The 23208-nt window shown below is 71.8% G+C and carries 27 protein-coding genes; 12 read left to right on the top strand and 15 right to left on the bottom strand.

The annotated features are described in order from the left end of the window. Positions 1 to 10: 10 nt before the first annotated feature. The 9 genes from DEJ11_RS14715 to DEJ11_RS14675 form a co-directional block, all read right to left on the bottom strand. Positions 11 to 427 (bottom strand): MFS transporter permease, encoded by a 417-nt coding sequence (locus DEJ11_RS14715; RefSeq protein WP_111103999.1) that lies wholly within the window; start codon positions 425 to 427, stop codon positions 11 to 13. Continuing rightward, a complete protein-coding gene (locus tag DEJ11_RS14710) occupies positions 424 to 1323 on the bottom strand; it encodes an Asp23/Gls24 family envelope stress response protein (protein WP_181440860.1) in 900 nt (299 codons plus the stop codon). Before DEJ11_RS14710 ends, DEJ11_RS14715 begins: the two co-directional genes overlap by 4 nt. A 78-nt stretch (positions 1324 to 1401) precedes the next feature. Next, complete coding sequence (locus DEJ11_RS14705) at positions 1402 to 1575, bottom strand: CsbD family protein (RefSeq protein WP_071246087.1); 174 nt, start codon at positions 1573 to 1575, stop codon at positions 1402 to 1404. Between the two features lie 82 nt (positions 1576 to 1657). Beyond that, positions 1658 to 2221, bottom strand: a complete 564-nt coding sequence (locus DEJ11_RS14700) for an Asp23/Gls24 family envelope stress response protein (protein ID WP_111030729.1) — start codon at positions 2219 to 2221, stop codon at positions 1658 to 1660. After that, positions 2218 to 2793 carry a DUF6286 domain-containing protein gene (locus DEJ11_RS14695; RefSeq protein ID WP_110864127.1) on the bottom strand — a complete coding sequence of 192 codons (576 nt, stop codon included), beginning with the start codon at positions 2791 to 2793 and terminating at the stop codon, positions 2218 to 2220. The genes DEJ11_RS14700 and DEJ11_RS14695 overlap by 4 nt, the downstream gene beginning before the upstream one ends. 9 nt (positions 2794 to 2802) lie before the next feature. Further along, on the bottom strand, positions 2803 to 3117 hold the full coding sequence (locus DEJ11_RS14690; protein WP_111030730.1) for a hypothetical protein: 315 nt from the start codon (positions 3115 to 3117) through the stop codon (positions 2803 to 2805). Beyond that, a complete protein-coding gene (locus DEJ11_RS14685) occupies positions 3114 to 3305 on the bottom strand; it encodes a DUF2273 domain-containing protein (RefSeq protein ID WP_017885412.1) in 192 nt (63 codons plus the stop codon). Before DEJ11_RS14685 ends, DEJ11_RS14690 begins: the two co-directional genes overlap by 4 nt. After that, positions 3302 to 3760, bottom strand: a complete 459-nt coding sequence (locus DEJ11_RS14680) for an Asp23/Gls24 family envelope stress response protein (protein ID WP_071405961.1) — start codon at positions 3758 to 3760, stop codon at positions 3302 to 3304. The genes DEJ11_RS14685 and DEJ11_RS14680 overlap by 4 nt, the downstream gene beginning before the upstream one ends. 169 nt (positions 3761 to 3929) lie before the next feature. Continuing rightward, on the bottom strand, positions 3930 to 5150 hold the full coding sequence (locus tag DEJ11_RS14675; protein WP_111104001.1) for an AraC family transcriptional regulator: 1221 nt from the start codon (positions 5148 to 5150) through the stop codon (positions 3930 to 3932). Between the two features lie 82 nt (positions 5151 to 5232). Between DEJ11_RS14675 and DEJ11_RS14670 the strand changes: the two genes are divergently transcribed. The 4 genes from DEJ11_RS14670 (at position 5233) to pgi (ending at position 9961) form a co-directional block, all read left to right on the top strand. Then, positions 5233 to 5523 carry a metal-sensitive transcriptional regulator gene (locus tag DEJ11_RS14670; protein WP_027466001.1) on the top strand — a complete coding sequence of 97 codons (291 nt, stop codon included), beginning with the start codon at positions 5233 to 5235 and terminating at the stop codon, positions 5521 to 5523. 32 nt (positions 5524 to 5555) lie between these two features. After that, positions 5556 to 5774, top strand: a complete 219-nt coding sequence (locus tag DEJ11_RS14665; protein WP_181433179.1) for a heavy-metal-associated domain-containing protein — start codon at positions 5556 to 5558, stop codon at positions 5772 to 5774. Then, the gene (locus tag DEJ11_RS14660) at positions 5771 to 8002 is read left to right on the top strand and encodes a heavy metal translocating P-type ATPase (RefSeq protein WP_111104003.1); all 2232 of its coding nucleotides are present in this window, start codon (positions 5771 to 5773) and stop codon (positions 8000 to 8002) included. Before DEJ11_RS14665 ends, DEJ11_RS14660 begins: the two co-directional genes overlap by 4 nt. 237 nt (positions 8003 to 8239) lie before the next feature. After that, the gene (pgi, locus tag DEJ11_RS14655) at positions 8240 to 9961 is read left to right on the top strand and encodes a glucose-6-phosphate isomerase (protein WP_111104004.1); all 1722 of its coding nucleotides are present in this window, start codon (positions 8240 to 8242) and stop codon (positions 9959 to 9961) included. A 212-nt stretch (positions 9962 to 10173) separates the two neighbouring features. Here the strand turns inward: pgi and DEJ11_RS14650 are convergent, their stop codons facing one another. Continuing rightward, positions 10174 to 11079, bottom strand: coding sequence for a LysM domain-containing protein (locus tag DEJ11_RS14650; RefSeq protein ID WP_258375448.1), 906 nt, complete (start codon positions 11077 to 11079; stop codon positions 10174 to 10176). A gap of 132 nt (positions 11080 to 11211) precedes the next feature. Here DEJ11_RS14650 and DEJ11_RS14645 point away from each other — a divergent pair, with 132 nt between their 5' ends. From DEJ11_RS14645 to DEJ11_RS14635, 3 genes are all read left to right on the top strand, one after another. Beyond that, positions 11212 to 11748 (top strand): hypothetical protein, encoded by a 537-nt coding sequence (locus DEJ11_RS14645; protein WP_071405966.1) that lies wholly within the window; start codon positions 11212 to 11214, stop codon positions 11746 to 11748. A 155-nt stretch (positions 11749 to 11903) separates the two neighbouring features. After that, a complete protein-coding gene (locus DEJ11_RS14640) occupies positions 11904 to 13361 on the top strand; it encodes a sugar porter family MFS transporter (protein ID WP_111047300.1) in 1458 nt (485 codons plus the stop codon). A 104-nt stretch (positions 13362 to 13465) separates the two neighbouring features. Beyond that, positions 13466 to 14170, top strand: coding sequence for a DUF4396 domain-containing protein (locus DEJ11_RS14635; RefSeq protein WP_258375449.1), 705 nt, complete (start codon positions 13466 to 13468; stop codon positions 14168 to 14170). 69 nt (positions 14171 to 14239) lie between these two features. Here the strand turns inward: DEJ11_RS14635 and DEJ11_RS14630 are convergent, their stop codons facing one another. The 3 genes from DEJ11_RS14630 to DEJ11_RS14620 form a co-directional block, all read right to left on the bottom strand. Next, positions 14240 to 15214, bottom strand: coding sequence for a zinc-binding dehydrogenase (locus DEJ11_RS14630; RefSeq protein WP_110864227.1), 975 nt, complete (start codon positions 15212 to 15214; stop codon positions 14240 to 14242). Between the two features lie 27 nt (positions 15215 to 15241). After that, the gene (locus DEJ11_RS14625) at positions 15242 to 15664 is read right to left on the bottom strand and encodes an organic hydroperoxide resistance protein (protein WP_071406102.1); all 423 of its coding nucleotides are present in this window, start codon (positions 15662 to 15664) and stop codon (positions 15242 to 15244) included. A 101-nt stretch (positions 15665 to 15765) separates the two neighbouring features. Continuing rightward, positions 15766 to 16242 (bottom strand): MarR family winged helix-turn-helix transcriptional regulator, encoded by a 477-nt coding sequence (locus DEJ11_RS14620; RefSeq protein ID WP_181440861.1) that lies wholly within the window; start codon positions 16240 to 16242, stop codon positions 15766 to 15768. Positions 16243 to 16346: 104 nt separating this feature from the next. On the opposite strand from DEJ11_RS14620, the gene mvk reads away from it, so the two are divergent. The 5 genes from mvk to DEJ11_RS14595 are packed head-to-tail and all read left to right on the top strand — an operon-like array spanning position 16347 to position 21621. Beyond that, complete coding sequence (gene mvk, locus DEJ11_RS14615) at positions 16347 to 17330, top strand: mevalonate kinase (RefSeq protein ID WP_111104005.1); 984 nt, start codon at positions 16347 to 16349, stop codon at positions 17328 to 17330. Continuing rightward, positions 17324 to 18325, top strand: a complete 1002-nt coding sequence (gene mvaD, locus DEJ11_RS14610) for a diphosphomevalonate decarboxylase (RefSeq protein WP_111104006.1) — start codon at positions 17324 to 17326, stop codon at positions 18323 to 18325. Before mvk ends, mvaD begins: the two co-directional genes overlap by 7 nt. Further along, positions 18322 to 19404 carry a phosphomevalonate kinase gene (locus tag DEJ11_RS14605; RefSeq protein ID WP_071406100.1) on the top strand — a complete coding sequence of 361 codons (1083 nt, stop codon included), beginning with the start codon at positions 18322 to 18324 and terminating at the stop codon, positions 19402 to 19404. Before mvaD ends, DEJ11_RS14605 begins: the two co-directional genes overlap by 4 nt. After that, positions 19397 to 20461, top strand: a complete 1065-nt coding sequence (locus DEJ11_RS14600) for a hydroxymethylglutaryl-coenzyme A reductase family protein (protein ID WP_071406099.1) — start codon at positions 19397 to 19399, stop codon at positions 20459 to 20461. The genes DEJ11_RS14605 and DEJ11_RS14600 overlap by 8 nt, the downstream gene beginning before the upstream one ends. Further along, the gene (locus DEJ11_RS14595; RefSeq protein ID WP_111087894.1) at positions 20458 to 21621 is read left to right on the top strand and encodes a hydroxymethylglutaryl-CoA synthase; all 1164 of its coding nucleotides are present in this window, start codon (positions 20458 to 20460) and stop codon (positions 21619 to 21621) included. Before DEJ11_RS14600 ends, DEJ11_RS14595 begins: the two co-directional genes overlap by 4 nt. 172 nt (positions 21622 to 21793) lie before the next feature. On the opposite strand, the gene DEJ11_RS14590 is transcribed toward DEJ11_RS14595, so the two are convergent. Both DEJ11_RS14590 and DEJ11_RS14585 read right to left on the bottom strand, forming a co-directional pair. Beyond that, a complete protein-coding gene (locus tag DEJ11_RS14590) occupies positions 21794 to 22777 on the bottom strand; it encodes an SRPBCC family protein (RefSeq protein ID WP_111104007.1) in 984 nt (327 codons plus the stop codon). Further along, entirely contained in the window at positions 22777 to 23160 is a 384-nt protein-coding gene (locus DEJ11_RS14585; protein WP_111024440.1) for an ArsR/SmtB family transcription factor, read from the bottom strand. Before DEJ11_RS14585 ends, DEJ11_RS14590 begins: the two co-directional genes overlap by 1 nt. Between the last annotated feature and the right edge of the window lie 48 nt (positions 23161 to 23208).

Genomic DNA, 23208 nt, shown 5'->3' with positions numbered 1-23208 from the left:
GTGCACGACGTCAGCCGGTGAAGCGGGCCCAGAGCTCGGTGACGATCGGCCAGACATCGCCGGCGCGGTCGGCGGAGCCGACGGCGACCAGGACGACGGGGACCAGGGTGACGGCCAGGCTCACCAGGACGGCGAGCACGACGGCGGTCGTCGCGGTCGCGGTGTGCCGGCGGGTCAGGGCGAGCAGGAGCAGGGCGAGCACCACGACCGCACCGAGCAGGGCGATCAGGGTGACCCGGACGAACGGGAACGGCACGAGACCGGCGGTGGTGGCGGTGACCCCGCCGAGGAACCCGACCAGCGGCAGGAAGCCGCCGACCGCGACGGCGAGGACGAGGAAGACCCCGATGCCGCCGGCGATCCAGACGCCGCGGGGTCGGGGGCGCCGGGCACGGGGCCGGCGCCCTCCGGACCAGGCGGTGGTCACGGCTGGTCCCGGTGGCGGGGAGCCACTGCGGCATCCGCTGCTGCATCGGCGGCGACGGCTGCGTCGTCGGCCGCGTCCGCCGCGGCATCGGCAGCGTCGGCTGCCCGGTCGCGGGTCGTGCCGGCTGTGTCGACGACGACGTCGCGGGCCTGCTCGGCGGCGTCCTTCGCGGACGATGCCGCGTCGGCGGCCTGCTCGGATGCCCGGGCGAGCGACTCCGAGGCGGCGTCACGCAGACGCTCGCCCGTCTCAGTGGCGGTGTCGACGGCACGCTTGGTCGTGTCGGCGGTGGCGTCGGCAGCCTGCTTCGTCGCGTCCGCCGTGGCCGACGCTGCCTGCTTGGTCGCTTCCGCCGTGGCCGTCGCGGCACGCTTGGTCGCGTCGGCGGTGGTCTCGGCGGCCCGCTTGACCGCGTCGCCGGTCGACTCGGCCGCCTGCTTGACCGCATCGGTCGCCTGCTCGGCGGCCCGGCCGAGCGGGGACTGCTCGTCGTCGAACGGACCGTGCACGTCGAGGACGAGCACGTCGACCGAGGTGCGGAGGTCGGACAGCTGCCGCGTCGCTGCGGTGACCTGCTGCCGGACCTCGGCGGCGACGTCGAGCACCGGGTGCGGGTAGCTGACGACGACGGCGACCTGCACGCTGAGCACGCCGTCCTGTTCGTCGACCTGCACGCCGGTGGTGCCCGCCGAACGGCCGAGCTGCTTCCGCAGCTGGTCGGCGGCACGGGCGGCGATCCCGCCGAGGTGGTGCACGCCGGGCACGCCGAGCGCGGTCTCCGCCGCGGTGCGCGCGACGATCGTCGCGGTGCTCGCGTCGTCGGGCAGCGGCTCCGTCAGTGCTGCGGGCAGGGCCACCTCGGTGACCTGCGTGTTCGCATGGGGGTCGTGCTGCATGGTTCCTCCTCGTTCGGGATCTGCGCGGGGACGCATCGGGGCACCCGTTCGACGGGTGCCCCGATGCGGTCGTGCGACCTACTTCTTGAAGACGTCCTTGACGTCCTCGCCGGTCTGCTTCGCGCTCGCAGCGGCCTGGTCCTTCTTGCCTTCGGCGACCTTCGAGTCGTCGTTGGTCAGGTTGCCGACGGCTTCCTTCGCCTTGCCGGCGAGGTCCTGAGCGGCGTTCTTGATCTTGTCGTCGAGTCCCATGACGGGTCCTTTCGTGGGTGGGCGTACGCCCGGTGGTGTGGTGGTGGGCCGGGAGGCCCGGGGTGCGTCCGGCTGACGGGTGTCAGTGGACGCGGGTCGACTTCGCGAGCGCGGAGCGGGTACCGCCGGTCAGGTGCACGAGCACCGGGACCGGACGGCCGAGGGTGCGGTCGAGGACCGCGACGGCTCGGTCGACGGCGTCGAGCACGCTGACGGCGTCTCCGCCGCGGCGGACCGCGACACGGATCCGGGCGGCGCGCTGCCGGCGGACGAGGTAGGTGTCGACCCGGGAGCCGACCACGTCGCGGACACCCGCGAGTTCGTGCTCGAGGACGTCCCGGACGAGTGCGACGTTGACGGTGACGGCATCGTCGCCCGAGTGCTCCCGGACGGCGACGGACGTGCCGCCACCACCGCGGGTGAACACCCACACGAGCGACAGGACGATCACGAGGGCCGCGGCCCCGGCGACGATCCACAGCGCGGACGCGGGGACGTCGAGGCTGCGGGGGAGGTCGACGTACGGCTTGACGGCGTCCTGGACGGCGGGCAGCACGCCCGCGCCCATCGCGATCCCGACGACCACGGCGACGAGGCCGAGGATGAACAGGATGATCCGGTTGAGGGTCCGGTTGCTCTTGGTCATGCGAGGGTTCCCTTCTCCTCGACCCGGACGCGGACGCGTCGGCCGAAGCGCTCGTCGAGACCGCTCAGACGCTCCACGACGGCGGCGCGGACGCTCGCCTCGTCGACCGGCACACCGGTGACGGGGACGATGCGGACCTCGGTGGAACGGCCACGGGCGGTGGCGGAGGCGTTCCCCTCGGGGACACCGGCCGCCATGCCGGCAGCGTTCGCCGCGGTGGAGGCGACGATGCGGGCGTCGATGACGACCGCACCACGCTCGTGTTCGACGACCGATCGGTGCTGCCGGCCGGGCTTGAGCGCCAGGACGACCAGCACGACGCCGAGGACGACGAGCACACCCGCGATGACCTCGACGACGGTGACGAACGCGGCGTCCGGACGGAGCGCCGTGTCGACCACGGTCTGGGGGTCGGCGACCAGCGGCGGGCGTCCGATGGCGCTGAGCACCGCCTCGGTGCCGATCCAGGCGGCCACCAGAGCGAGCACCACGAGTGCCACCGCCACTGCTGTGGAGCGGGAGCGGTGCACGCTCCGACGACGGATGCGTCGTTCGACGGAACCGTTGCTCATGATGGCCTCCTAGCGGGCCCGGGACTCGTGCTCACGCACGATCCCGGTGAGTTCGATGTGGGCACTGCCGACGCGACGCCCGGTCAGGTCGCTCACGCGGCCCTTGACCTGGTCCGCGATCCGGATCGACCCGGAGACGATGTCGTCGCTGGCGGCGATCGGCCCGGTGATGTCGAGTGACAGTGCTCCCGCCGCGTCGCCGAGTCCGACGCGCACCCGCTTGGCGGGGGCGCCGAGCCCTTCGGCTGCGACGGCCCGCGCCAGCGAGGTGAGCGCGCGTGCGGTGATCTCGACGCGGCCCGGGACGTCCGGGCCGGCGTTCACCGGGAGCTCCGGCGTCCGGTCAGCACGTCGGTCAGGGCACCGCGGTCGATGCGACCGGTGGCGAGTGCGGCCACGAGGGCCCCGATCGCACCGAACACGATGACGAGCACGAAGCCCCAGAACCCGAACTGCAGTGCCACGACGGCGAGGACTGCGCCGATGAGGGCGCCGATCAGCGTGTTGCTCATGCGACTCGGGCTTCCTTCTTCTCGTCCTCGTTGTCGTCGTCGTCACCCGGGATGTAGACGTCCTGGACGGTCACGTTGACCTCGGCGACCTCCATGCCGACGATCTGCTCGAGGGCGCGGGCGACACCGGCACGGACGCCGTCGGCGACCTGCTGGAGCGACACCGGGTACTCGGCGACGATCACGATGTCCGCGGCGACCTGCTTCTCGCCGACCTCGACCTTGACGCCCTGACCGAAGTCACGCTGGCCGATGGCGTCGCGGATGGCGCCGATGGCACGGGCCGCGCCGTTGCCGAGGGAGTGCACGCCGTTGACCTCGCGGGCGGCGATGCCGGCGACCTTCGACACGACGGTGTCGTCGATGACGGTCTTGCCGGTGACGCCGCTGGTGCCGGCGTGCGAGGTGGCACGGGTCGCCGTGGTGGCCGGGGTGGGGGTGGTGGTGTCAGCCATGTTCGTTCCTTCCGTTGACCCGCCGGGCGTTCCCAGCGGTTGCTGTTCACGGATGAGACGGGCTGTGGAAGAGATTCGTCACACACGACTTCTCGGATTCGGGTGATGTCCAGGGATCCCCGGAAAACCGGGGATGTGGGTGTACCCCCGGGGTGTTCCGTCCGGCCGTTCAGCCGATTCCGGCCGCGCCGTTGCGCTCGGCAGCGGCCCGCATGGCCCGCACACAGGCCATCGGGGACTCGCCGCGCTCCTCGCGGAAGAGCTGCTGCAGCCGTCTGGGGAGCACCCCTGCAGCGGCCGCGATGTCGTCGAGCGTGAGCGGGTCGTCGAGGTGCTGCTCGATGTACGACACCGCACGACGGACACGCCACGACGCCTTGCCGGCCTCCGGCTGCGCGGCCAGCGACGCGCGTTTCGTCACGGCGGGGTCCTCGCCGAACCGGTCGCGGTAGGTCTCGGCGAACCGGCCCGGGTTGGTGAAGCCCCAGCGGCGGGCGATCGCGGCGATGCCGGAGGACACGAGCGGACAGTCCGCCGGGGCGACCAGGCCGCCCCGGTCCGCGCGGAGCAGCTCCTCGCGCACCCGGTCCAGGCGGTGGTCGCGGAGGAACCGGTGCGGGGTGGTGTCGAGCGTCCGGGCGAAGACGTCCTGCAGCCCGCGCTGGCTCAGTCCGCAGGCCGCGGCGATGGTGGGGACCGAGGGGCGATCGGCGGCGTGCAGCTCGATGAAGCGGATCGCGTCGCGGAGCCGGTTCGCCACGGGGACGTCGTCACCGCGGTTCCGGATGGGGAACGTGTCGAGGATGACGACGGCCAGCCGGCGGTTCAGCGCGGTCCGCATCGGTCCGAGCACGCGGTCGTCGACCAGGGCCGGCCCGAGTTCACGGATCAGGTGCCGCAGCGGTTCGCGCCGGGCGACGACCTCGTCCTGCTGGTCGAACAGCAGTGGGCCGTCGGGCAGGCGGTAGCCGAGGTCGCGGCCGACGCTCCGCAGGAACCGGTCGGACACGTGCACGCCGTTGTAGACGGTGCCGTCGGACTCGAACCGGTAGGCCTCGGACGCCGAGGCGATGTACGGGCTGCCCGGCTCGACGACGCGGGTGCGGTCGGCGAAGTGCATCTCGAGCCGGCCCTTGGTCAGCCAGAACACCACGTGGTCGTCCCGCACGCCGATGACCCCGCCCCGCCGACCGCCCTCGGCCCGCATGGTGCGCAGCGACAGGTCGTCGTCGCCCACGACCGTGTACTCGTACCGGGTGTCGTTGGTGGCGAAGGTCTCGGAGGCGAAGTCCGAGCCGCCGTACTCGGCCGCGAAGATCTCGGAGTAGTCGGAACCCTCGCCGTCGGAGAACCGCAGCCGGCGGAATCCGTTCGTCGTCGAGGGGTCCATGCGCTGATCATGCCACCGGTTGCGCCCGGACGAGATCGGAATACCCTAGGGGGGTACCGTATTGAGAACGGTGGAGGCAGACATGCACGAACACGTCGGGTACATCGGCGACAAGGACGACCTGCTCAAGCGACTCCGTCGCGCCGAGGGGCAGGTGCGCGGCATCGCGCGGATGGTCGAGGACGAGACGTACTGCATCGACGTCCTGACCCAGATCTCGGCGGCGAACCGGGCGCTCGAACGCGTCGCGCTGTCGCTGCTCGAGGACCACCTGGCGCACTGCGTCGCCGAGGCCGTCGCCGAGGGCGGGGACGCTGCCGACGAGAAGGTGCGCGAGGCCAGCCAGGCGATCGCCCGGCTCGTCCGCTCCTGACCCCGACGACCCACCACCGAGAAGGAGACACCATGACCACCGAAACGCTGCTCGTCGAGGGCATGACCTGTGACCACTGCGTGATGAGCGTCACCGAGGAACTCACCGAGGTCGACGGGGTGTCGGGCGTCGACGTCCGACTCGTCCCCGGCGGATCGTCCGAGGTCACCGTCAGCTCGGCGGTACCCGTCGACGCGGACGCCCTCCGCGCCGCCGTCACCGAGGCGGGGTACGAGGTCGTGCGCTCGTGACCGACCGCACCGTCGAACTCGACATCACCGGGATGACCTGCGCCTCGTGCGCGAACCGCATCGAGCGGAAGCTCGGCAAGCTGCCCGGGGTCACCGCCACCGTCAACTACGCCACCGAGAAGGCGCAGGTGCAGGTCGCCGCGGACGGCACCGCCGACCCCGAGGCGCTGATCGCCGCGGTGGAGTCGGCCGGCTACGGCGCCACGGTGCCGGCCCCGCCCGCCGCTGCTGACGCCGACCCCGCGGTCGACGAGGACCCGACCGGCCCACTGCGCCGACGCCTGGTCGTGTCCGCCGTGCTCGCGGTGCCCGTCGTGGTCCTCTCGATGGTGCCGGCGCTGCAGTTCCCGAACTGGCAGTGGCTCGCCCTGACGCTCGCGGCGCCTGTCGCCGTCTGGGGGGCGCTCCCGTTCCACCGTGCCGCGTGGGTCAACGCCCGGCACGGTGCCGCCACCATGGACACCCTGGTGAGCGTCGGTGTCCTCGCCGCCTTCGGGTGGTCGCTGTACGCCCTGTTCTTCGGCGACGCCGGCACGACCGGCATGCACATGACGTTCTCGTGGTTCGCCACGGACCCCGAGGCCACCGACCTGTACCTCGAGGTCGCGGCGGCCGTGACGGTGTTCATCCTCGCCGGCCGGTACATGGAGGCCCGCGCGAAGACACAGTCCGGTGCCGCACTCCGGGCACTGCTCGAACTCGGTGCGAAGGACGCCACCGTCCTGCGCGACGGCGCGGAACACCGCGTGCCGACCTCGTCCCTCGTCGTCGGCGACGTCGTCGTGGTGCGACCCGGTGAGCGGATCCCGAGCGACGGCCTGGTGCAGGACGGCTCCTCGGCCGTCGACCTCAGCATGCTCACCGGTGAGTCCGTGCCGGTCGAGGTCGGCCCGGGCGACCGGGTCACCGGTGCCACGATCAACGTCGGCGGCCGGCTCGTCGTCGGCATCACCCGCGTCGGTGCCGACACCGAGCTCGCCCGGATGGGTCGCCTGGTCGAGGACGCCCAGACCGGCAAGGCCGAGGTGCAGCGTCTGGCCGACCGCGTGTCCGGGGTCTTCGTGCCGATCGTCATCGTGCTCGCCGTGCTGGCCTTCGTCGGCTGGCTCGTGTTCGGCGGCTCGGTCACCGCGGCCTTCACCGCGGCCGTCGCCACCCTGATCATCGCCTGCCCGTGCGCTCTCGGGCTCGCCACGCCCACCGCGCTGCTGGTCGGCACCGGTCGCGGCTCCCAGCTCGGCATCCTGATCGGCGGTCCGCAGGTGCTCGAGCGCACCCGCGGCGTCGACACCGTCGTGCTCGACAAGACCGGCACCGTCACCACGGGGTCGATGACCCTGCGGTCGGTCATCGCCGTCGACGAGACCGAGGACGTCGTCCTGCGCCTCGCCGCCGCGGTCGAGGACGGCTCCGAACACCCCGTCGCCCGCGCAGTGACCACCGCGGCCCGTGCCCGGGGCGCTGGCCTGCCCCAGGCCGAGCAGTTCACCGCCACCGCCGGCGCCGGTGTGCAGGCCGTCGTGGACGGCGACGTCGTCCTGGTCGGCACGACCCGCTGGCTCGCCGACTCGTGGTCGATCACCCTGCCACCGGTGCTGTCCGACGCCGTCGACCGCGCCGAGGCCGACGGGGGCACGGCGGTCGTCGTCGCCCGGAACGGCACGGCCCTGGGCGTGGTCGTCGTCGGCGACACCCTGAAGCCCGAGGCCGCCGACGCGATCGCCCGCTTCCGTGCGCTCGGCCTGCACCCGGTCCTGCTCACCGGCGACAACGACGGGGCCGCACGTGCGGTCGCCGCGAGCGTCGGCATCGACGAGGTGCACGCCCGCGCGACCCCGGCGTCGAAGCTCGAGACCGTCCGCCGGCTGCAGTCCGAGGGGCGGAGCGTCGCGATGGTCGGCGACGGCGTGAACGACGCCGCCGCACTGGCCGCGGCCGACCTCGGCATCGCCATGGGTGCCGGCACCGACGCGGCCATCGCGGCGAGCGACATCACGGTCGTCAGCGGTCGGCTCACCGTGGTGGCCGACGCCATCCGGCTGTCGCGCGCGACGCTCGGCGTCATCAAGGGCAACCTGTTCTGGGCGTTCGCGTACAACGTCGCGGCGATCCCGCTCGCGATGGCGGGGCTGCTGAACCCGGTGCTCGCCGGTGCGGCGATGGCGTTCTCGTCGGTCTTCGTCGTGACGAACAGCCTGCGGTTGCGTCGCTTCGCGGCGCAGCCGTGAAGCCGGCCACAGCCGTGAACCGGGCGAACCGACCGCAGCCCTGAACCGGGCGAGCCGACCGCGGCCCTGAACGCGACCGGCCGGGAGGCGTGACGCGCGCAGCGAACGCGAGCCGCGCCTCCCGGCCGACTGTGCGCACCACCTGCCGGAGCGCACTACGCTCAAAGACGGTCCGCGACGCAGCGCTGCGTGACCCGCGGGCTGTACGTCTTGAACGTGATCCCCAGGAGGACCGAAGTGACCGAATCCGCTCCCGTCGACCCCACATCGACCGAAGGCTGGAAGAAGCTCGACAGCATCGCTGCCGACTTCACCCCGGACCTGCGAGGGTGGTTCGACAGCGACCCCGGTCGTGCCGAGCAGTACACCTTCCAGGCGGCCGACCTGACCGTCGACCTCTCCAAGGGCCTGGTGACCGACGAGATCCTCGCCGCGCTGCTGCAGGTCGCGAAGGACACCGGCGTCGCCGAACGCTTCCAGGCGATGCTCGCCGGTGAGCACATCAACGTCACCGAGGACCGCGCCGTGCTGCACACCGCGCTCCGCCGCCCGAAGGCGACCGAGGGCCTCGTGCCGGCGGCGCCCCTGACCGTCGACGGCCAGGACGTCGACGCCGACGTGCACGAGACGCTCGACAAGGTCTACGGCTTCGCCGAGCAGGTCCGCAGCGGCGCCTGGACCGGTGTCACCGGCAAGCGCATCGAGACCGTCGTCAACATCGGCATCGGTGGCTCCGACCTCGGCCCCGTCATGGTCTACGAGGCACTCAAGCCCTACGTCCAGCCCGGCCTCGAGGCCCGCTTCGTGTCGAACATCGACCCGGCGGACATCTACGAGAAGACCGCGGACCTGGACCCCGAGACCACGCTCTTCATCGTCGCGTCGAAGACCTTCGGCACGCTCGAGACCCTGACGAACGCGCGCCTCGCACGCCAGTGGCTGTGGGAGAAGCTCGGCCTGACCGACACCGCCGACGACGAGAAGAAGAACGCCGTCGCCAAGCACTTCGTCGCCGTCTCCACCGCGCTCGACAAGGTCGAGGCGTTCGGTATCGACCCCGAGAACGCCTTCGGCTTCTGGGACTGGGTGGGCGGCCGCTACTCGGTCGACTCGGCCATCGGCACGAGCGTCGTCATCGCCATCGGCAAGGAGAACTGGGAGCAGTTCCTCGCCGGCTTCCACGCCATCGACGAGCACGTCCGCACCACGCCGCTCGAGCAGAACGTCCCCGTCCTGATGGGCCTGCTCAACGTCTGGTACACGAACTTCCTCGGTGCGCAGAGCCACGCGGTCCTGCCGTACACGCAGTACCTGCACCGCTTCGCCGCGTACCTGCAGCAGCTCACGATGGAGTCGAACGGCAAGCGCGTCCGCTGGGACGGCTCGCCCGTCACCACCGAGACCGGCGAGGTCTTCTGGGGTGAGCCCGGCACGAACGGCCAGCACGCGTTCTACCAGCTCATCCACCAGGGCACCCGCCTGATCCCGGCCGACTTCATCACGGTCGCCAACCCGGCCCGTCCGCTCAAGGACGAGACCGGCGACGGCAAGGGCGTCGCGCCCGGCACCGACGTGCACACGCTGTTCCTCGCGAACTTCTTCGCGCAGACCAAGGCGCTCGCGTTCGGCAAGAGCGCCGACGAGGTCCGCGCCGAGGGCACCACCGACGAGGGCATCGTCGCGGCGCGCACGTTCCCGGGCAACAAGCCGACCACGTCGATCATCGCGCCGGAGCTCACCCCGAGCGTCCTCGGCCAGCTCATCGCCCTGTACGAGCACATCGTGTTCACCGAGGGCACGATCTGGGGCATCGACTCGTTCGACCAGTGGGGTGTGGAGCTCGGCAAGCAGCTGGCGCTGCAGGTCACGCCGGCCGTCGAGGGCGACCAGGCCGCGCTCGACGCGCAGGACCCGTCGACCAAGGCGCTCATCGCGAAGTACCTGGAGCTGCGGAAGTAACGCACGCCCCCACCTGACGGACGGGAGGCCCGTGGCGGATCCGCCACGGGCCTCCCGTCCGTCGTGTCGGGCACTGCCAAAGCGACAGTTGCGCCCGACGGGCCGCCGTCAGGCCTGCGAAAGCGACAGATGCGCGCCGATCTTCCGCGGAGAAGTGTCGCTTTCGCGAGGGCCCGCTGCGACGCCGCGGGGCTCGGCGCCGGGCCGCCCGCTCAGCGGGCGAGCGGGTCGAGGTTGAGGGACGTGCCCTCGTACAGGTGCTGGTCCTCGCCGAACACCTGGACGCCCTCGTTGAGCCAGACCAGGTCGCGGACGGTGATGCCGAACCGCGCCGCGACGTCCCCGATCAGGTCGTCCGGTGCGACGCCGTAGGACCTCGGCGCGCCGGCGGACGTGGTCGCGGTGACGGTCCCGGTCGCGTTCGCCCGTCGTCCGGCGTCCTTCGGGTGCACGTTCGTCTGCCGCGCGGGGACGGACCACCGCACGGTGGACACCGCGAGGACCTTGCCGGCGGAGATCTCGACGGGGACGTCCTGTCCGGGTGCCGCGGCGGAGTAGGTCACGAGGGTGCCGAGGTGTGACGGGTCGACCCCGGATCCGTCCAACGGGACGTCGACCGCGGCCGCTGTGCTGGTCGGACCGCCGAGGGTCCGGTCACCGACACCGGGGTAGGTGAGCCCGTCGCCCACCGCACGGGGCAGGTCGAACAACGCGACGCCGATCGGCACCGGCAGCGTCGAGGTGATCCCGGAGTACTGCGCGGTGAACGTGTCGTCGCCGTCCGCGACCACCCGGAAGTGGAAGTGCACGCTGCCCTTCGGCGAGGCCACGTCCCCCTGCGCCAGGACGGTCCCGGCGGGGATCGGTGTCAGCGTCGGTGCGGGTGCGGCGGCCTCCGTCGGCACCGGGGTCGGTGTGCGCGGGTTCGCCGACGCCTCGATCAGGTCCGATGCGGACTCGCCGGTCGGGGTCGCCGCCGGGGTCTCGCTCGCCGTCGGGCTGGACGCCGGCGGACTGGAGGGAGCGGGCAGAGCACCGTCCGGTCCCCGCAGCAGCGAGCAGCCGGACAGCACCACGCCGGCCGCCAGCACGATGGCGATTCCGCCGGTCCGTTTCATGATGCCCCCTCAGGTCGAGGGTAACGCGATGGCGTACACACGGTCGTCGTCGCCGGCGGACTGTGTCCCGGGACGCAGTCCAGCCGCCGAGGGGGCGAGATGGTGTCGGTCGGAGCGGCTACGGTCGAGGGCATGGAGCGTTCGGAGATCCTCGCCGCGGCTGCCGCCGCGCACGCCGCCCGCATCGCAGCGGCGGGTGGTGACGACGTCGCAGCGCGTGAACGTGCCGACAGCGTCCGGCGCCGGGCCGACGGGCTCACCGACCGGTACGACACGGTCGAGGGCTCGGACACCGAGTCCGACGCCCGTGACGCCGCACGCCGTCGCGCGGGAGAGGCAGACCGCGCCGCCTCGCGCACCGAGGGCGTGCTGTCGGACTGGCACCGGATGGGCACCCGCCGTGGCGTCACCCCCGACGCACAGGTCCGCACGGCGTGGACCGTGACCGGGGTCCCCGAGCGCGGCGACGCCCGAGCCCTGGCCAACGTGCTGCTCTCCACCGCGGGGCACGCCGGACGCGTCGCCGACGCCGCCCGACGCAACCCCGCCCTGTCCGGCGCCGCGAGTGCCGCCGCCCGACGGACCGTGCGCCGCTACACCGACCACGGCGCCGACATGGCTTCGTTGGGGGACGTCCTGGGCGACGGCCCCGTCGACGACGAGCGCTGAGCCCGACCCACAGATTGGACCGCTCCCGTCCTCATCAGGCCTTCTGTGGACCGATCCAAACGACCTGACGACAGAATGTCCAATTGACAGGACATGGATTCGGGTTACGATCGGTCCACGCACTGACGCGCGATCACCGACGAAGGAGTCACCGAATGGTCGACATCAAACCGACAGCCCCGACTGTCGCACTGCCCCCGTTGGGGACCGGGCCGCACCGCCGACGACTCGGCGTGCTGGCCCTCGTCGCCACGTTCGGCGGGTTGCTCTTCGGGTACGACACCGGTGTCATCAACGGTGCCCTGAACCCGATGAAGGCGGAGCTCGGCCTCACGAACTTCACCGAGGGTGTCGTCACCAGCTCGCTGCTCTTCGGTGCCGCGATCGGCGCCATGCTCGGCGGCCGCATCGCCGACGGCTGGGGTCGCCGCAAGACGATCATCCTGCTGGCCGTCACGTTCTTCGTCGGCACGCTGATCTGCGTGTTCGCGCCGACGTTCGAGGTCATCGTCGTCGGTCGTGTCCTCCTCGGCCTCGCGGTGGGTGGCGCCTCCACGGTGGTGCCCGTGTTCCTCGCCGAACTCGCGCCGTACGAGATCCGCGGGTCGCTGTCCGGCCGCAACGAGCTCATGATCGTGATCGGCCAGCTCGCCGCGTTCGTGGTCAACGCAATCATCGGCAACGTCTGGGGTGAGGGCAACGGGGTGTGGCGCGTCATGCTGGCCGTCTGCGCGCTCCCCGCGATCGCGCTGTTCGTCGGCATGCTCCGGGTGCCGGAGTCGCCGCGGTGGCTCGCGTCGAAGGACCGCTACGACGAGGCGCTCTCGGTCCTCGAGCAGGTCCGGACCACCGATCGGGCCCGCGCCGAGCTCGACGACATCAAGCGGAGCAACGACCTCGAAGCGAAGGTCGAGCGCGTCAGTGGCTGGCACACGCTGCGCGGGAACAAGTGGCTCATCCGCATCGTGCTCATCGGTGCCGGGCTCGGCGTCGCGCAGCAGCTGACCGGCATCAACTCGATCATGTACTACGGCCAGACCGTGCTCATCGAGTCCGGGTTCCAGGCGTCGGCCGCCCTCATCGCGAACATCGCCCCCGGCGTGATCGCCGTCGTCGGTGGCGTCATCGCGCTGTACAACATGGAGAAGATCAACCGCCGCACGACGCTGATCCTCGGGTTCACGCTGACGACGATCTGCCACTTCCTCATCGGCATCGCGTCGGTGGCGCTGCCCGAGGGCAACCCGGCCCGCCCGTGGGTCATCCTGTTCCTGGTCGTCGCGTTCGTCGGCTCGATGCAGACCTTCCTCAACATCGCCGTGTGGGTCGTCCTGTCCGAGATCTTCCCGACGCAGATCCGTGCGCTCGGCATGGGCATCTCGGTGTTCTGCCTCTGGATCGCGAACGCGTTCCTCGGGCTGTACTTCCCGACGATCGTCGCTGCGACCGGCATCACCGGGACGTTCTTCGGCTTCGGGGTCGTCGGGCTGCTGGCGCTGCTCTTCATCTGGAAGTTCGTGCCGGAGAGCCGCGGTCGCACCCTCGAAGAGGTCGAGGAGGGCGTCACCACCGGCAACATCTTCACCGTCCCCGTGAAAGCGTCGCGCCGCTAGTCCGCACCACACCGAGTGCGCAGAAGACGTCGGGTCGCCCCAGGGCACCCGACGTCTTCTGCTCACTGGATCCACGGTCGCCGCCCGGTTGGTTGCATGGAGGCGTGACGGAACTGGTGCTGCAGGACTTCCCGGTCACCCTGAACGTGGTGTGCTCTGCATTGCTCGTGGTTGCCGTGGGGTGTGCGGTGTTCGTGGCGGTCGACGTGGTGCGTCGGCCGCCGCACATGCGCGTCATGGCGTTCGTGTGGCCGCTCACGATGCTCTTCGGCAGCGTCGTGTGGCTCGTCTTCTACCTGCGTCGGGGGCGGGCCTCGGCGCCCGGACACGGACGGTGGGCGGGCACCGCGATCGACACGAGCCACTGCGGGGCCGGCTGCGCCCTCGGTGACCTGATCGGCGAGTTCGGGCTCGCGGCGTTCCCGGCGCTCGGGGTGGCCGTCGGCCTGGGGTCGCTCTACCAGGACCGGATGGTCGCCGGGTGGATCGTCGACTTCGTCATCGCGTTCGTGCTCGGCATCGCGTTCCAGTACTTCGCCATCGCGCCGATGCGGGGCCTCGGCGTCCGGGCGGGGCTCGTCGCCGCGCTCAAGGCCGACACGCTGTCGATCATCGCGTGGCAGGTGGGCATGTACGGCCTGATGGCGGTGTGGCAGCTGGTCGTGTTCCCGGCACTCGTCGGCGGGCGCGCGAGCGTCTTCTCGCCGGAGTTCTGGGTGGCGATGCAGCTGGCGATGGTGGCCGGCTTCGTCTGCTCCTACCCCGTGAACGTGTGGCTGGTGCGTCGGGGCATCAAGGAGGCCATGTGACGGACCAGCGGACGGACGGGAGGCCCGGTGCCAGCTGGCACCGGGCCTCCCGTCCGTTCTGTGGTCGCGTTACGGGCGCAGGAGCACCTTGCCGACGCGACCGGCGGTGTCGCTGGCGCGCACGGCGTCGCGGACCTGCTCGAAGGCGAAGGTCTCGGCGACGGGTAGCGTCAGCGAGCCGTCGAGCACGCGGGTGATGAGCTCACCGAAGAGCTGCCCCTTCGTCTCGGCCGGCATCGTCTTGCTGACGACGGAGCCCCAGAAGCCCTTCACGGTGAGCTGGCCGAAGATGACCTTGCCCGACGGGATCTCGAGCGTCGGCGACGCCATCGCGCCGAAGACGACGAGGGTGGCGTTCTCGCCCAGCACGGAGGCGATGTCGCCGGCGGCCTTGCCACCGACCGACTCGACGCCCGCGATGATCGGGGCACCACCGGTGATCGCGGCGACCTGGTCCTGCCAGTCGTCGGCGTCGGTGGCGACGATGCGCTCGATGCCCTGCTCGCGGAGCTCGTCGACACCGGCGGCGCGACGGACGAGTCCGATCACGTTGATGCCACGGGCGGCGCCGAGCTGGGCGACCATGCGTCCGACCGCACCGTTGGCGGCGTTCTGGATGATCCAGTCGCCCTCGTGCAGGTCGAGCGAGTGCAGCAGGCTGATGGCGCTGAACGGCATCGAGACGAGCTGGGCGGCGGCCTCGTCGGTCATCGCGTCCGGCACCGGGACGAGCCCGGCGGCGCTGGCGGTGTAGTACTCGGCCCAGACGCCGAAGGCACCGCCGGCGACGCGCTGGCCGACCTGCAGGTTCGTGACGCCCTCGCCGAGGGCCTCGACGACACCGAGTGCCTCGGTGCCCGAGGCGGCGGGGAGCTCCGGCTTGAAGCCGTAGGTGCCGCGGACGGTCCACAGGTCGTGGTTGTGGATGGGGGAGAGGACCGTGCGGACGAGGACCTCGCCGGCGCCGGGCGTCGGGACGGGGCGCTCCTGCACCTCGAGGACGTCGGCGGGCTCGGCGAACGTCTCGTGGACGACGGCGCGCATGGTGGTGGGGGTGGTGGTGCTCATGGGTCAGTCCTCCGAGACGACGATGGTGACGTCGATGTTGCCGCGGGTCGCGTTCGAGTACGGGCAGACCTGGTGGGCCGCGTCGGCGAGGGCCTGCGCCTGGTCGTGCTCCAGGCCGGGGATGACGACCTCGAGCATGACGGCGAGCTGGTAGCCACCGTTGCCGTTCGGGCCGATCGACACGCGACCGCCGACGGACGAGTCGGTGATCTTCACCTTCTGGCTGCGGGCGACGCCCTGCAGTGCGGAGTGGAAGCAGGCGGCGTAGCCGGCGGCGAAGAGCTGCTCGGGGTTGGCGCCGTTGCCGGAGCCACCCATCTCCTTCGGGATGGCGAGGTCGAACTCGACCGTGCCGTCGCTCGTGGCGACGTGGCCGTTGCGGCCTTCGCCGGTGGCCAGGGCCTCGGCGGTGTAGAGGGTTTCCATGGGGTTCCTTCCTTGTGGGGCGGATCGTGAAGTTCGGGGGTGTGCGGCGTGCTCTCGCGCTCAGCGACAGTTCATGGGCACACGTGGCCGTGGGGTGTCGCTCAGCGCGAAACGGCGCCGGCGTCAGCGCCAGCGGCGTCGTGCTCGGGGTCGGCCGCCGCGTGCATCGTCTCGGTCAGCCGGTGCAGCGTCGCGATGAGCTCGGCGGCTGCACGTTCGTCGGCCAGGCCCATCCCGGCGGCGATGCGCGCGGGGATGCCGCTCAGCTCGGACCGCAGTTCGCGGCCTCGGTCACCGACCATCACGGTGACGACGCGCTCGTCGGTGCTGCGGCGCTCGCGGCGGACCAGGTCGCTCTGCTCCATGCGGCGGAGCAGTGGCGAGAGGGTGCCGGAGTCGAGCTGCAGGTGTTCCCCGAGGCTCGAGACGGTCTGGTCGCCCTCGACCCACAGGGTCACGAGCACCAGGTACTGCGGGTACGTCAGACCCCAGGGTTCGAGCATCGTGCGGTACGCCTGCGTGGTGGCGCGGGACGCCGCGTAGAGGGAGAAGCACACCATCTCGTCGGTCACGGGCATGCGTCCACACTGTCACGCAACCCAGTTGTGCACAACTCGATGCAGCGGATGCCCAGCTGACGAACACGCCGACGACCCGGACGGTTAGGCTGACGTGACCCAAGATGAGCAGCAGCGACCTCGACAACACCACGACCCCCGGCAACGGATCGGCGTCGTCCCACGGCAAGACGATCCTGATCGGTGAGCACGCCGTGGTCTACGGCGCACCCGCTCTCGTCCTGCCGGTGCTCGACGCACGGGTCGTGGCGACGGTCACCCCGGTCGCCGCCGACGCCGAGCAGCCCGGTCACAGCCTGCAGTCGACCGTGCACACCGGCCCCCTCGACCTCGCACCCGCGGCCGTGCTGCCGACCGTCACCGCCGTCACCGCGACCCTGCGCCACTTCGGAGTCACCGACCGCCACTTCCACGTCCGGGTCGACAGCGAGGTCCCGACCGCCCGCGGCATGGGCTCGAGTGCCGCGGTCGCCGCCGCAGTGACCGCCGCCGTCGCCGACGCCCTGGGCGAGACCCTCGACGTCGAGACCCACCACGAGCTCATCCAGGAGTGCGAACGCGTCGCCCACGGCCGACCGTCCGGCCTCGACGCCCGGGGCGTCGTCGCGTCCGCGCCGGTCTGGTTCGAGGGCGGGCACATCGAACCCGTCACGCTCGGCGCCCGGTTCACCTTCGTCGTCGCGGACACCGGCGTGCCCGGGCACACCCGCGAGGCCGTCTCGGCCGTCCGCGCCCGCCACGACCAGGACCCGGTCGGTGTCGGCGCCGTGATCGACCGGATCGGTGCGCTCGCCCGTCGGGCACGGGGGACACTCGAGGACGGCGATGCCCAGGCTCTGGGTGCCACCATGGACGCCGCGCACGACCTGCTCAGCACACTCGACGTGTCGAGTGACGACCTGGACCGGCTCGTCGACGCCGCACGTGCTGCGGACGCCCTCGGCGCGAAGCTCACCGGCGGCGGGCGGGGCGGGTGCGTCCTCGCGCTCGCCACGGACGACGACCACGCGGACCGCATCGCGGCCGCACTCCGCGGCGCAGGGGCCGCAGCCACCTGGACCACCACGATCGGAGCCCGCGCTTGCTGACAGCCACCGCCGTCGCGCACCCCAACATCGCCCTCGTCAAGTACTGGGGGAAGGCGGACGCGCAGCTCGCGCTGCCCGCCACGGGCAGCGTCTCGATGGGGCTGGACGTGTTCCCGACGACGACCACCGTCACGGTGGACGGCGGACGGGAGGCCCGTGACGCGTTCACGCTGAACGGTCACGTCGTCGACGACGGTGCGCTGGTGCGCGTGCAGCAGTTCCTCGACCTGGTGCGCGAGCTCGCCGGGTCGTCCGAGCGGGCGTCGGTGGTGTCCGAGAACACCGTCCCGACCGGTGCCGGGCTGGCCTCGAGCGCGTCCGGCTTCGCCGCCCTGGCGACCGCGGCGGCCGCGGCCTACGGCCTCGACCTGTCGCCGCGCGACCTGTCCCGTCTGGCACGTCGCGGTTCCGGCTCGGCCACGCGCTCGATCCCCGGCGGTGTCGCCGTCTGGCACGCCGGCGACGACCAGGGCTCCTTCGCCGAGCCGATCCCCGCCCCGCCGATGGCCATGGTCGTGGTCACGATCGACGCCGGCCCGAAGCCGATCGGGTCGCGCGAGGCCATGCGCCGCACCATCGCGACGTCGCCCTTCTACCCGGCCTGGGTGACCTCGACGACCGAGACCGTCGGCGACATGCTCACGGCCTGCGCGGCCGGCGACTTCACCCGCATCGGCGAGATCACCGAGAGCAACGCGCTCCGGATGCACGCGACGATCGAGGGCGCGTTCCCGCCGATCCGCTACCTCAACGCCCGCAGCGTCGCCGTGTTCGACGCCGTCGCCGAGCTGCGTGCCGGCGGCACCGAGGCCTACGCCACGGCCGACGCGGGCCCGAACGTCGTCGTGCTCACGAAGCCGCAGGACCGGTCGGCCGTCGCCGGGGCGCTCGCGTCGCTGGGGGACGTCATCGAGTCCGGCACCGGACCTGCCGCGCGGGTGCTCCGCTCCGAAGAGACCGGGAGCAATCCCGACCAGAAGGAGTCCGCGCAGTGATCGAGTTCCGTGCACACGGCAAGCTGTTCGTCGCCGGCGAGTACGCCGTCGTCGAGCCGGGCCAGCCGTCCGTCCTGATCGCCCTCGACCGCGCCATCACGGCGAAGGTGCGCGAGGGGCACGGCGCGGGCAGCGTGCACTCCGAGGAGTACGGGCACCTGCCGCTCACGTGGACCCGTGCCGAGGACGGCCTGGCGCTCGACCGCGAGCACCACCCCTACGACTACGTGATGGCCACGATCGACCTGGTCGAGAAGCTCCGCGCCGAGCACGGCATCGCCCCGCGGTTCCACGACCTGCGCATCGAGAGCCAGCTCGACGACGCCAGCGGCCGGAAGTTCGGACTCGGGTCCTCGGCCGCGGTCACCGTCGCCACGGTCGGTGCTCTCGACCGCTTCTACGGCATCGGCCTGACGCAGCGCCAGCGCTTCCAGGTCGCGCTGCTCGCCACCATCCGGGTGAACCCCCGGGCCTCCGGCGGCGACCTCGCCGCGAGCACGTTCGGCGGCTGGCTGCGCTACAGCGCCCCCGACCGCGAGCGCCTCGCCGCGATGCTCGGCGACCACGCCGTGTCCGCGATCCTGACGGACGCCGACGCCTGGGACGGCTTCGACGTCCAGCGGCTGCCTGCTCCCGAGAACCTGCAGCTGCTCGTCGGCTGGACCGGCTCGCCCGCGTCCACCACGAAGCTCGTCGACGTGGTGCGTCGGCACCGCAACGGCGGGTACCAGGCGTTCCTCGACGAGAGCCGCAGCGCCGTCGACGACCTGACCACGGGCCTCCAGACCGGCGACGCCGAGCGCACGCTCGGTGCCCTCCGACGCGCCCGTGGGCTGCTGCAGCGTCTCGGCGACTCGGTCGGGTCGAAGATCGAGACCGAGCGTCTCGCGACCCTGTGCGACGTCGTCGAGGCGGCGGGCGGGGCGGCGAAGCCGTCCGGTGCCGGCGGCGGCGACTGCGGCATCGCGCTCGTCCCGGCGGACACCGACCCCGCCGGCATCCACCGCGCCTGGGAGGCGCACGACATCAGACACCTCAGCGTCGCGGTGCGAGCACCAGAAGGAGCCCTCGATGAGTGACCTGCTCACACCGATCCCCACCAAGTGGGTCGGCCCGATCCGCGTCAGCGGCAACGCCGTGCAGGGGGAGCACGAGGTCCCCCTCGCCACCTACGAGTCGCCGCTCTGGCCGTCCGTCGGCCGCGGCGCCCGCATCTCGCGGATGGTCGAGGACGGCATCGTCGCGACCGTCGTCGACGAGCGCATGACCCGCTCCGTCGTGGTCCGTGCCGACAGCGCCGCCGCGGCCCACGTCGCCGCGGGCCAGATCCTCGCGCGCCAGGACGAACTCGCCGCGATCGTGTCCGGACAGAGCCGGTTCGCCAAGCTCATCGAGGTGCACCCGGAGATCGTCGGGGACCTGCTGTTCCTGCGCTTCGCGTTCACCACCGGCGACGCCTCCGGCCACAACATGGTCACGCAGGCGGCGGACAAGCTGCTGCCGGCGATCCTGGACTGGCAGCCGGGCCTGCGGTACGTCTCGGTGTCGGGCAACTTCTGCACCGACAAGAAGGCCACCGCGGTGAACGGCATCCGTGGCCGCGGCCGCAACACCATCGCCGAGATCGTGATCCCGGGCGAGGTCGTCGAGAAGCGCCTGCGGTCGAGCACCGCGCGCATCGTCGAGCTGAACATCGCGAAGAACCTGATCGGGTCGACGATCGCCGGGGCCATCCGCTCGGCGAACGCGCACTACGCGAACATGCTGCTCGGCTTCTACCTGGCCACCGGGCAGGACGCCGCCAACATCGTCGAGGGTTCGCAGGGCATCACGAGCGCCGAGGACCGCGACGGCGACCTGTACTTCGCGACCTCGCTGCCGCACCTGATCGTCGGCACGGTCGGCAACGGCAAGGGCGGGGACCTGCCCGTCGTCGAGGACGCCCTGGTGCGCCTCGGCTGCCGCGAGGACCGCGAGCCGGGCGGGAACGCCCGCCGCCTCGCCGCCCTGTGCGCCGCGACCGTCCTGTGCGGGGAGCTCTCGCTCCTCGCCGCACAGACCAACCCGGGCGAGCTGATGGCCGCCCACGTCGCGATGGAACGCCGTGGCACGAAGCCCGCAGGGGGTGCCGCATGACCGGCGTCGGCATCCACGACATCGCGATCGCGACCGGGCACCACGTGCTCGAGCTCGACGACCTGGCCGAGCGGCTCGGCGTCGACCCGGCGAAGTACCACGTCGGCATCGGGCAGGACGCCTTCAGCGTGCCCGCGCCCGACGAGGACATCGTCACGATGGGCGCCGCCGCCGCGAAGGAGCTCATCGACCGGCACGGCGTCGAGGGCATCCGCACGGTGCTGTTCGCCACCGAGTCCGGCGTCGACCAGTCGAAGGCCGCCGGCGTGTACGTGCACGGCCTGCTCGGGCTGCCGAAGGCCGTCCGCGTGGTCGAGCTGAAGCAGGCCTGTTACGGCGGGATGGCCGCGGTGCAGCTCGCACTCGGCATCGTCGCCCGCGCCCCGCACGAGCGGGTGCTCGTCATCGCCGCCGACGTCGCCCGGTACGACGTCGACACCCCGGCCGAGCCGACCCAGGGTGCCGGTGCCGCCGCGATCCTGGTGTCCGCCGACCCCGACCTGATCGAGATCGAGCCGGCGGCGGGCGTCTACACGGCGGACGTCGACGACTTCTGGCGCCCGAACGACCGCTCCACCGCACTGGTCGACGGTCGGCTCTCGGTGAGCGCGTACGTCAACGCGTTCGTCGGCGCCTGGGACGACCTGGCGGAACAGGGCGGCCCGGCGTACGACGACATCGCCCGGTTCGTGCACCACCAGCCCTTCACCAAGATGGCGATCAAGGCGCACCGCAAGCTCACCCAGCACGTCGGCGCACCCTTCGACGAGGCCGACCTGGCGATCGGGTTCACCTACAACCGGCAGACCGGCAACACCTACACGGCGTCGCTCTGGATCGGGCTCGCAGCACTGCTCGACCTGGACGACGACCTGGCGGGGGAGCGGCTCGGCCTGTTCAGCTACGGCTCCGGCAGCGTCGGTGAGCTCATCACCGGCGTCGTCCGGCCCGACTACCGCGAGCACCGCCGTGCGGGTCGCGTGCGGTCGCTGCTCGAGGCACGGGTCCCGCTGACGGTCGACGCCTACCGCGCGCTCCACGCAGCGGGTGCCGCCACCAGCGAGGACGTCGAGCGTCCGCGCGTCACGACCGCGCCGTTCCGGTTCGCGGGCGTGCGCGGCGGCGCGCGGCACTACGAGGCGTCGGCGCAGCCGGAGTAGCCGGCCTGCGCCCACCAGCCCCTCGCGAAAGCGACAGATCCCCGCGGAACATCCGCGGGGATCTGTCGCTCTCGGGGACCGGACCCGGATCGTGCGCCGGGATCTGTCGCTTGCTCGGGACGGACGGGAGGCCCGTGGCGGCGCCGCCACGGGCCTCCCGTCCGTCTGCCGGTCATGCTGCGGACAGGACCTCGCGTTCCAGCCGCTGGTAGCTGGCCTCCATGCCCTCCGTCATGCCGGTCGCGAGGATCATGTCCCGCTGCTCCCGGTCCGGGTAGGTGACGAGCAGCGTCATGAGCGTGACGCCGTCGGCCTCGTCGAACTGCAGGTCGTTCGTGTTCGGCGGGAAGGGCGCCCCGGTCATGCGTTCGGTCGACACCATCCGGCGTTCGGGTTCGACGACGAGGTTCTCGCCCTCGAACCCGAAGGGCTCGCCCTCGGTGTCACCCGTCGGCGCCCAGGCCTGCCGGAACACGCCGCCCGGGGTCAGGTCGTTCTCGTACACCGTCATCTCCCACCCGTCGGGGCCGAGCAGCCACCGGCGCACCAGGTCGGGCTCGGTGTGCGCCCGCCAGAGCAGGTGCCGCGGCGCCGCGAACGCCCGGGTGATCCGGACGTGGGTGTCGTCGAGGACCTCGGTCTCGGTGCCCGCACCGAGGGCCCACTCGCGCAGGTCGGCGAGCACCCGGTCGAGCTGGCCGAACGCCTGCTGGTAGCCCTCGAGCATGCCCATCTGGAGCATCGCGTCGAGGTCGGCGGCCGAGGCGAACGAGGACACCACGGTGACCCGCGAGCCGTCGTCGGCCGGGCCGAACGACAACACGGTCTCGCCCGCGGGCAGTGACTCGTCGACGGTGCCCTGGGGGTCGGTGAACAGGTCGCGGAAGACGATGCGACGGGGCTCGTCGACCTCGGTGACCTGCCAGACGGCGTGGAACCGCTCGCCCTGCGGGGACGTCATCCGGTAGTCGGCACGGCCGCCGGGGCGCAGGTCGAACGTCGTGAAGGTCGCGGGGAACCCGGGCGGTCCCCAGAACCGCTCGAGCTGGCGTGGGTCGGCGAAGGCGGCCCAGAGGCGTTCGACGGGGACGGGGAACTCGGCGACGAGGGTCATCGAGAGGGTGTCGGGATCGGTGTGGACGGACGTGGTGGGCATCATCGCTCCTGGTGTCGTCGGGTGTCGTCTGGTGCTGGGTGTCCGGACGCGTCGCCGTCGAGCACGTCGCCGAGGCGGTCCATCCGGCTGTGCCAGAGGCGGCCGTAGGCGTCGAGGAGGGCACGGACCCGGTCGAGCTGCTCCGGCTCGGCGCGCACGATGCGGGTGCGGCCGCGGGCCTCCTTGCTCACGAGTCCGGCTCCCTCGAGGACGGCGACGTGCTTCTGGACGGCGGCGAACGACATCGAGTAGGCGTCCGCGAGCTCGCTCACGGACGACGACCCGACGAGCGTGCGCCGGACGATGTCACGACGGGTCGCGTCGGCCAGTGCGTGGAACACCCGGTCGACCTCGGCGTCGGACAGTTCGATTCGTACAACCATTTGGTTGTAGGTTACGTCCGGCTGGTCTCGTCCACAAGGGGGACCTGC

This window comes from Curtobacterium sp. MCLR17_058 (assembly GCF_003234705.2).
Classification (GTDB): domain Bacteria; phylum Actinomycetota; class Actinomycetes; order Actinomycetales; family Microbacteriaceae; genus Curtobacterium; species Curtobacterium flaccumfaciens.
The sequence above is the reverse complement of the archived record's forward strand: the minus strand, read 5'-3'. Positions and strand labels throughout refer to the sequence as shown.

Coding starts and splice junctions, on each gene's coding strand:
- DEJ11_RS14710 (WP_181440860.1), bottom strand. CDS start 1,323: ATGCAGCACGACCCCCATGCGAACACGCAGGTCACCGAGGTGGCCCTG.
- DEJ11_RS14705 (WP_071246087.1), bottom strand. CDS start 1,575: ATGGGACTCGACGACAAGATCAAGAACGCCGCTCAGGACCTCGCCGGC.
- DEJ11_RS14700 (WP_111030729.1), bottom strand. CDS start 2,221: ATGACCAAGAGCAACCGGACCCTCAACCGGATCATCCTGTTCATCCTC.
- DEJ11_RS14695 (WP_110864127.1), bottom strand. CDS start 2,793: ATGAGCAACGGTTCCGTCGAACGACGCATCCGTCGTCGGAGCGTGCAC.
- DEJ11_RS14685 (WP_017885412.1), bottom strand. CDS start 3,305: ATGAGCAACACGCTGATCGGCGCCCTCATCGGCGCAGTCCTCGCCGTC.
- DEJ11_RS14680 (WP_071405961.1), bottom strand. CDS start 3,760: ATGGCTGACACCACCACCCCCACCCCGGCCACCACGGCGACCCGTGCC.
- DEJ11_RS14675 (WP_111104001.1), bottom strand. CDS start 5,150: ATGGACCCCTCGACGACGAACGGATTCCGCCGGCTGCGGTTCTCCGAC.
- DEJ11_RS14670 (WP_027466001.1), top strand. CDS start 5,233: ATGCACGAACACGTCGGGTACATCGGCGACAAGGACGACCTGCTCAAG.
- DEJ11_RS14665 (WP_181433179.1), top strand. CDS start 5,556: ATGACCACCGAAACGCTGCTCGTCGAGGGCATGACCTGTGACCACTGC.
- DEJ11_RS14650 (WP_258375448.1), bottom strand. CDS start 11,079: ATGAAACGGACCGGCGGAATCGCCATCGTGCTGGCGGCCGGCGTGGTG.
- DEJ11_RS14645 (WP_071405966.1), top strand. CDS start 11,212: ATGGAGCGTTCGGAGATCCTCGCCGCGGCTGCCGCCGCGCACGCCGCC.
- DEJ11_RS14640 (WP_111047300.1), top strand. CDS start 11,904: ATGGTCGACATCAAACCGACAGCCCCGACTGTCGCACTGCCCCCGTTG.
- DEJ11_RS14630 (WP_110864227.1), bottom strand. CDS start 15,214: ATGCGCGCCGTCGTCCACGAGACGTTCGCCGAGCCCGCCGACGTCCTC.
- DEJ11_RS14625 (WP_071406102.1), bottom strand. CDS start 15,664: ATGGAAACCCTCTACACCGCCGAGGCCCTGGCCACCGGCGAAGGCCGC.
- DEJ11_RS14620 (WP_181440861.1), bottom strand. CDS start 16,242: ATGCCCGTGACCGACGAGATGGTGTGCTTCTCCCTCTACGCGGCGTCC.
- mvk (WP_111104005.1), top strand. CDS start 16,347: ATGAGCAGCAGCGACCTCGACAACACCACGACCCCCGGCAACGGATCG.
- DEJ11_RS14600 (WP_071406099.1), top strand. CDS start 19,397: ATGAGTGACCTGCTCACACCGATCCCCACCAAGTGGGTCGGCCCGATC.
- DEJ11_RS14595 (WP_111087894.1), top strand. CDS start 20,458: ATGACCGGCGTCGGCATCCACGACATCGCGATCGCGACCGGGCACCAC.
- DEJ11_RS14590 (WP_111104007.1), bottom strand. CDS start 22,777: ATGCCCACCACGTCCGTCCACACCGATCCCGACACCCTCTCGATGACC.
- DEJ11_RS14585 (WP_111024440.1), bottom strand. CDS start 23,160: ATGGTTGTACGAATCGAACTGTCCGACGCCGAGGTCGACCGGGTGTTC.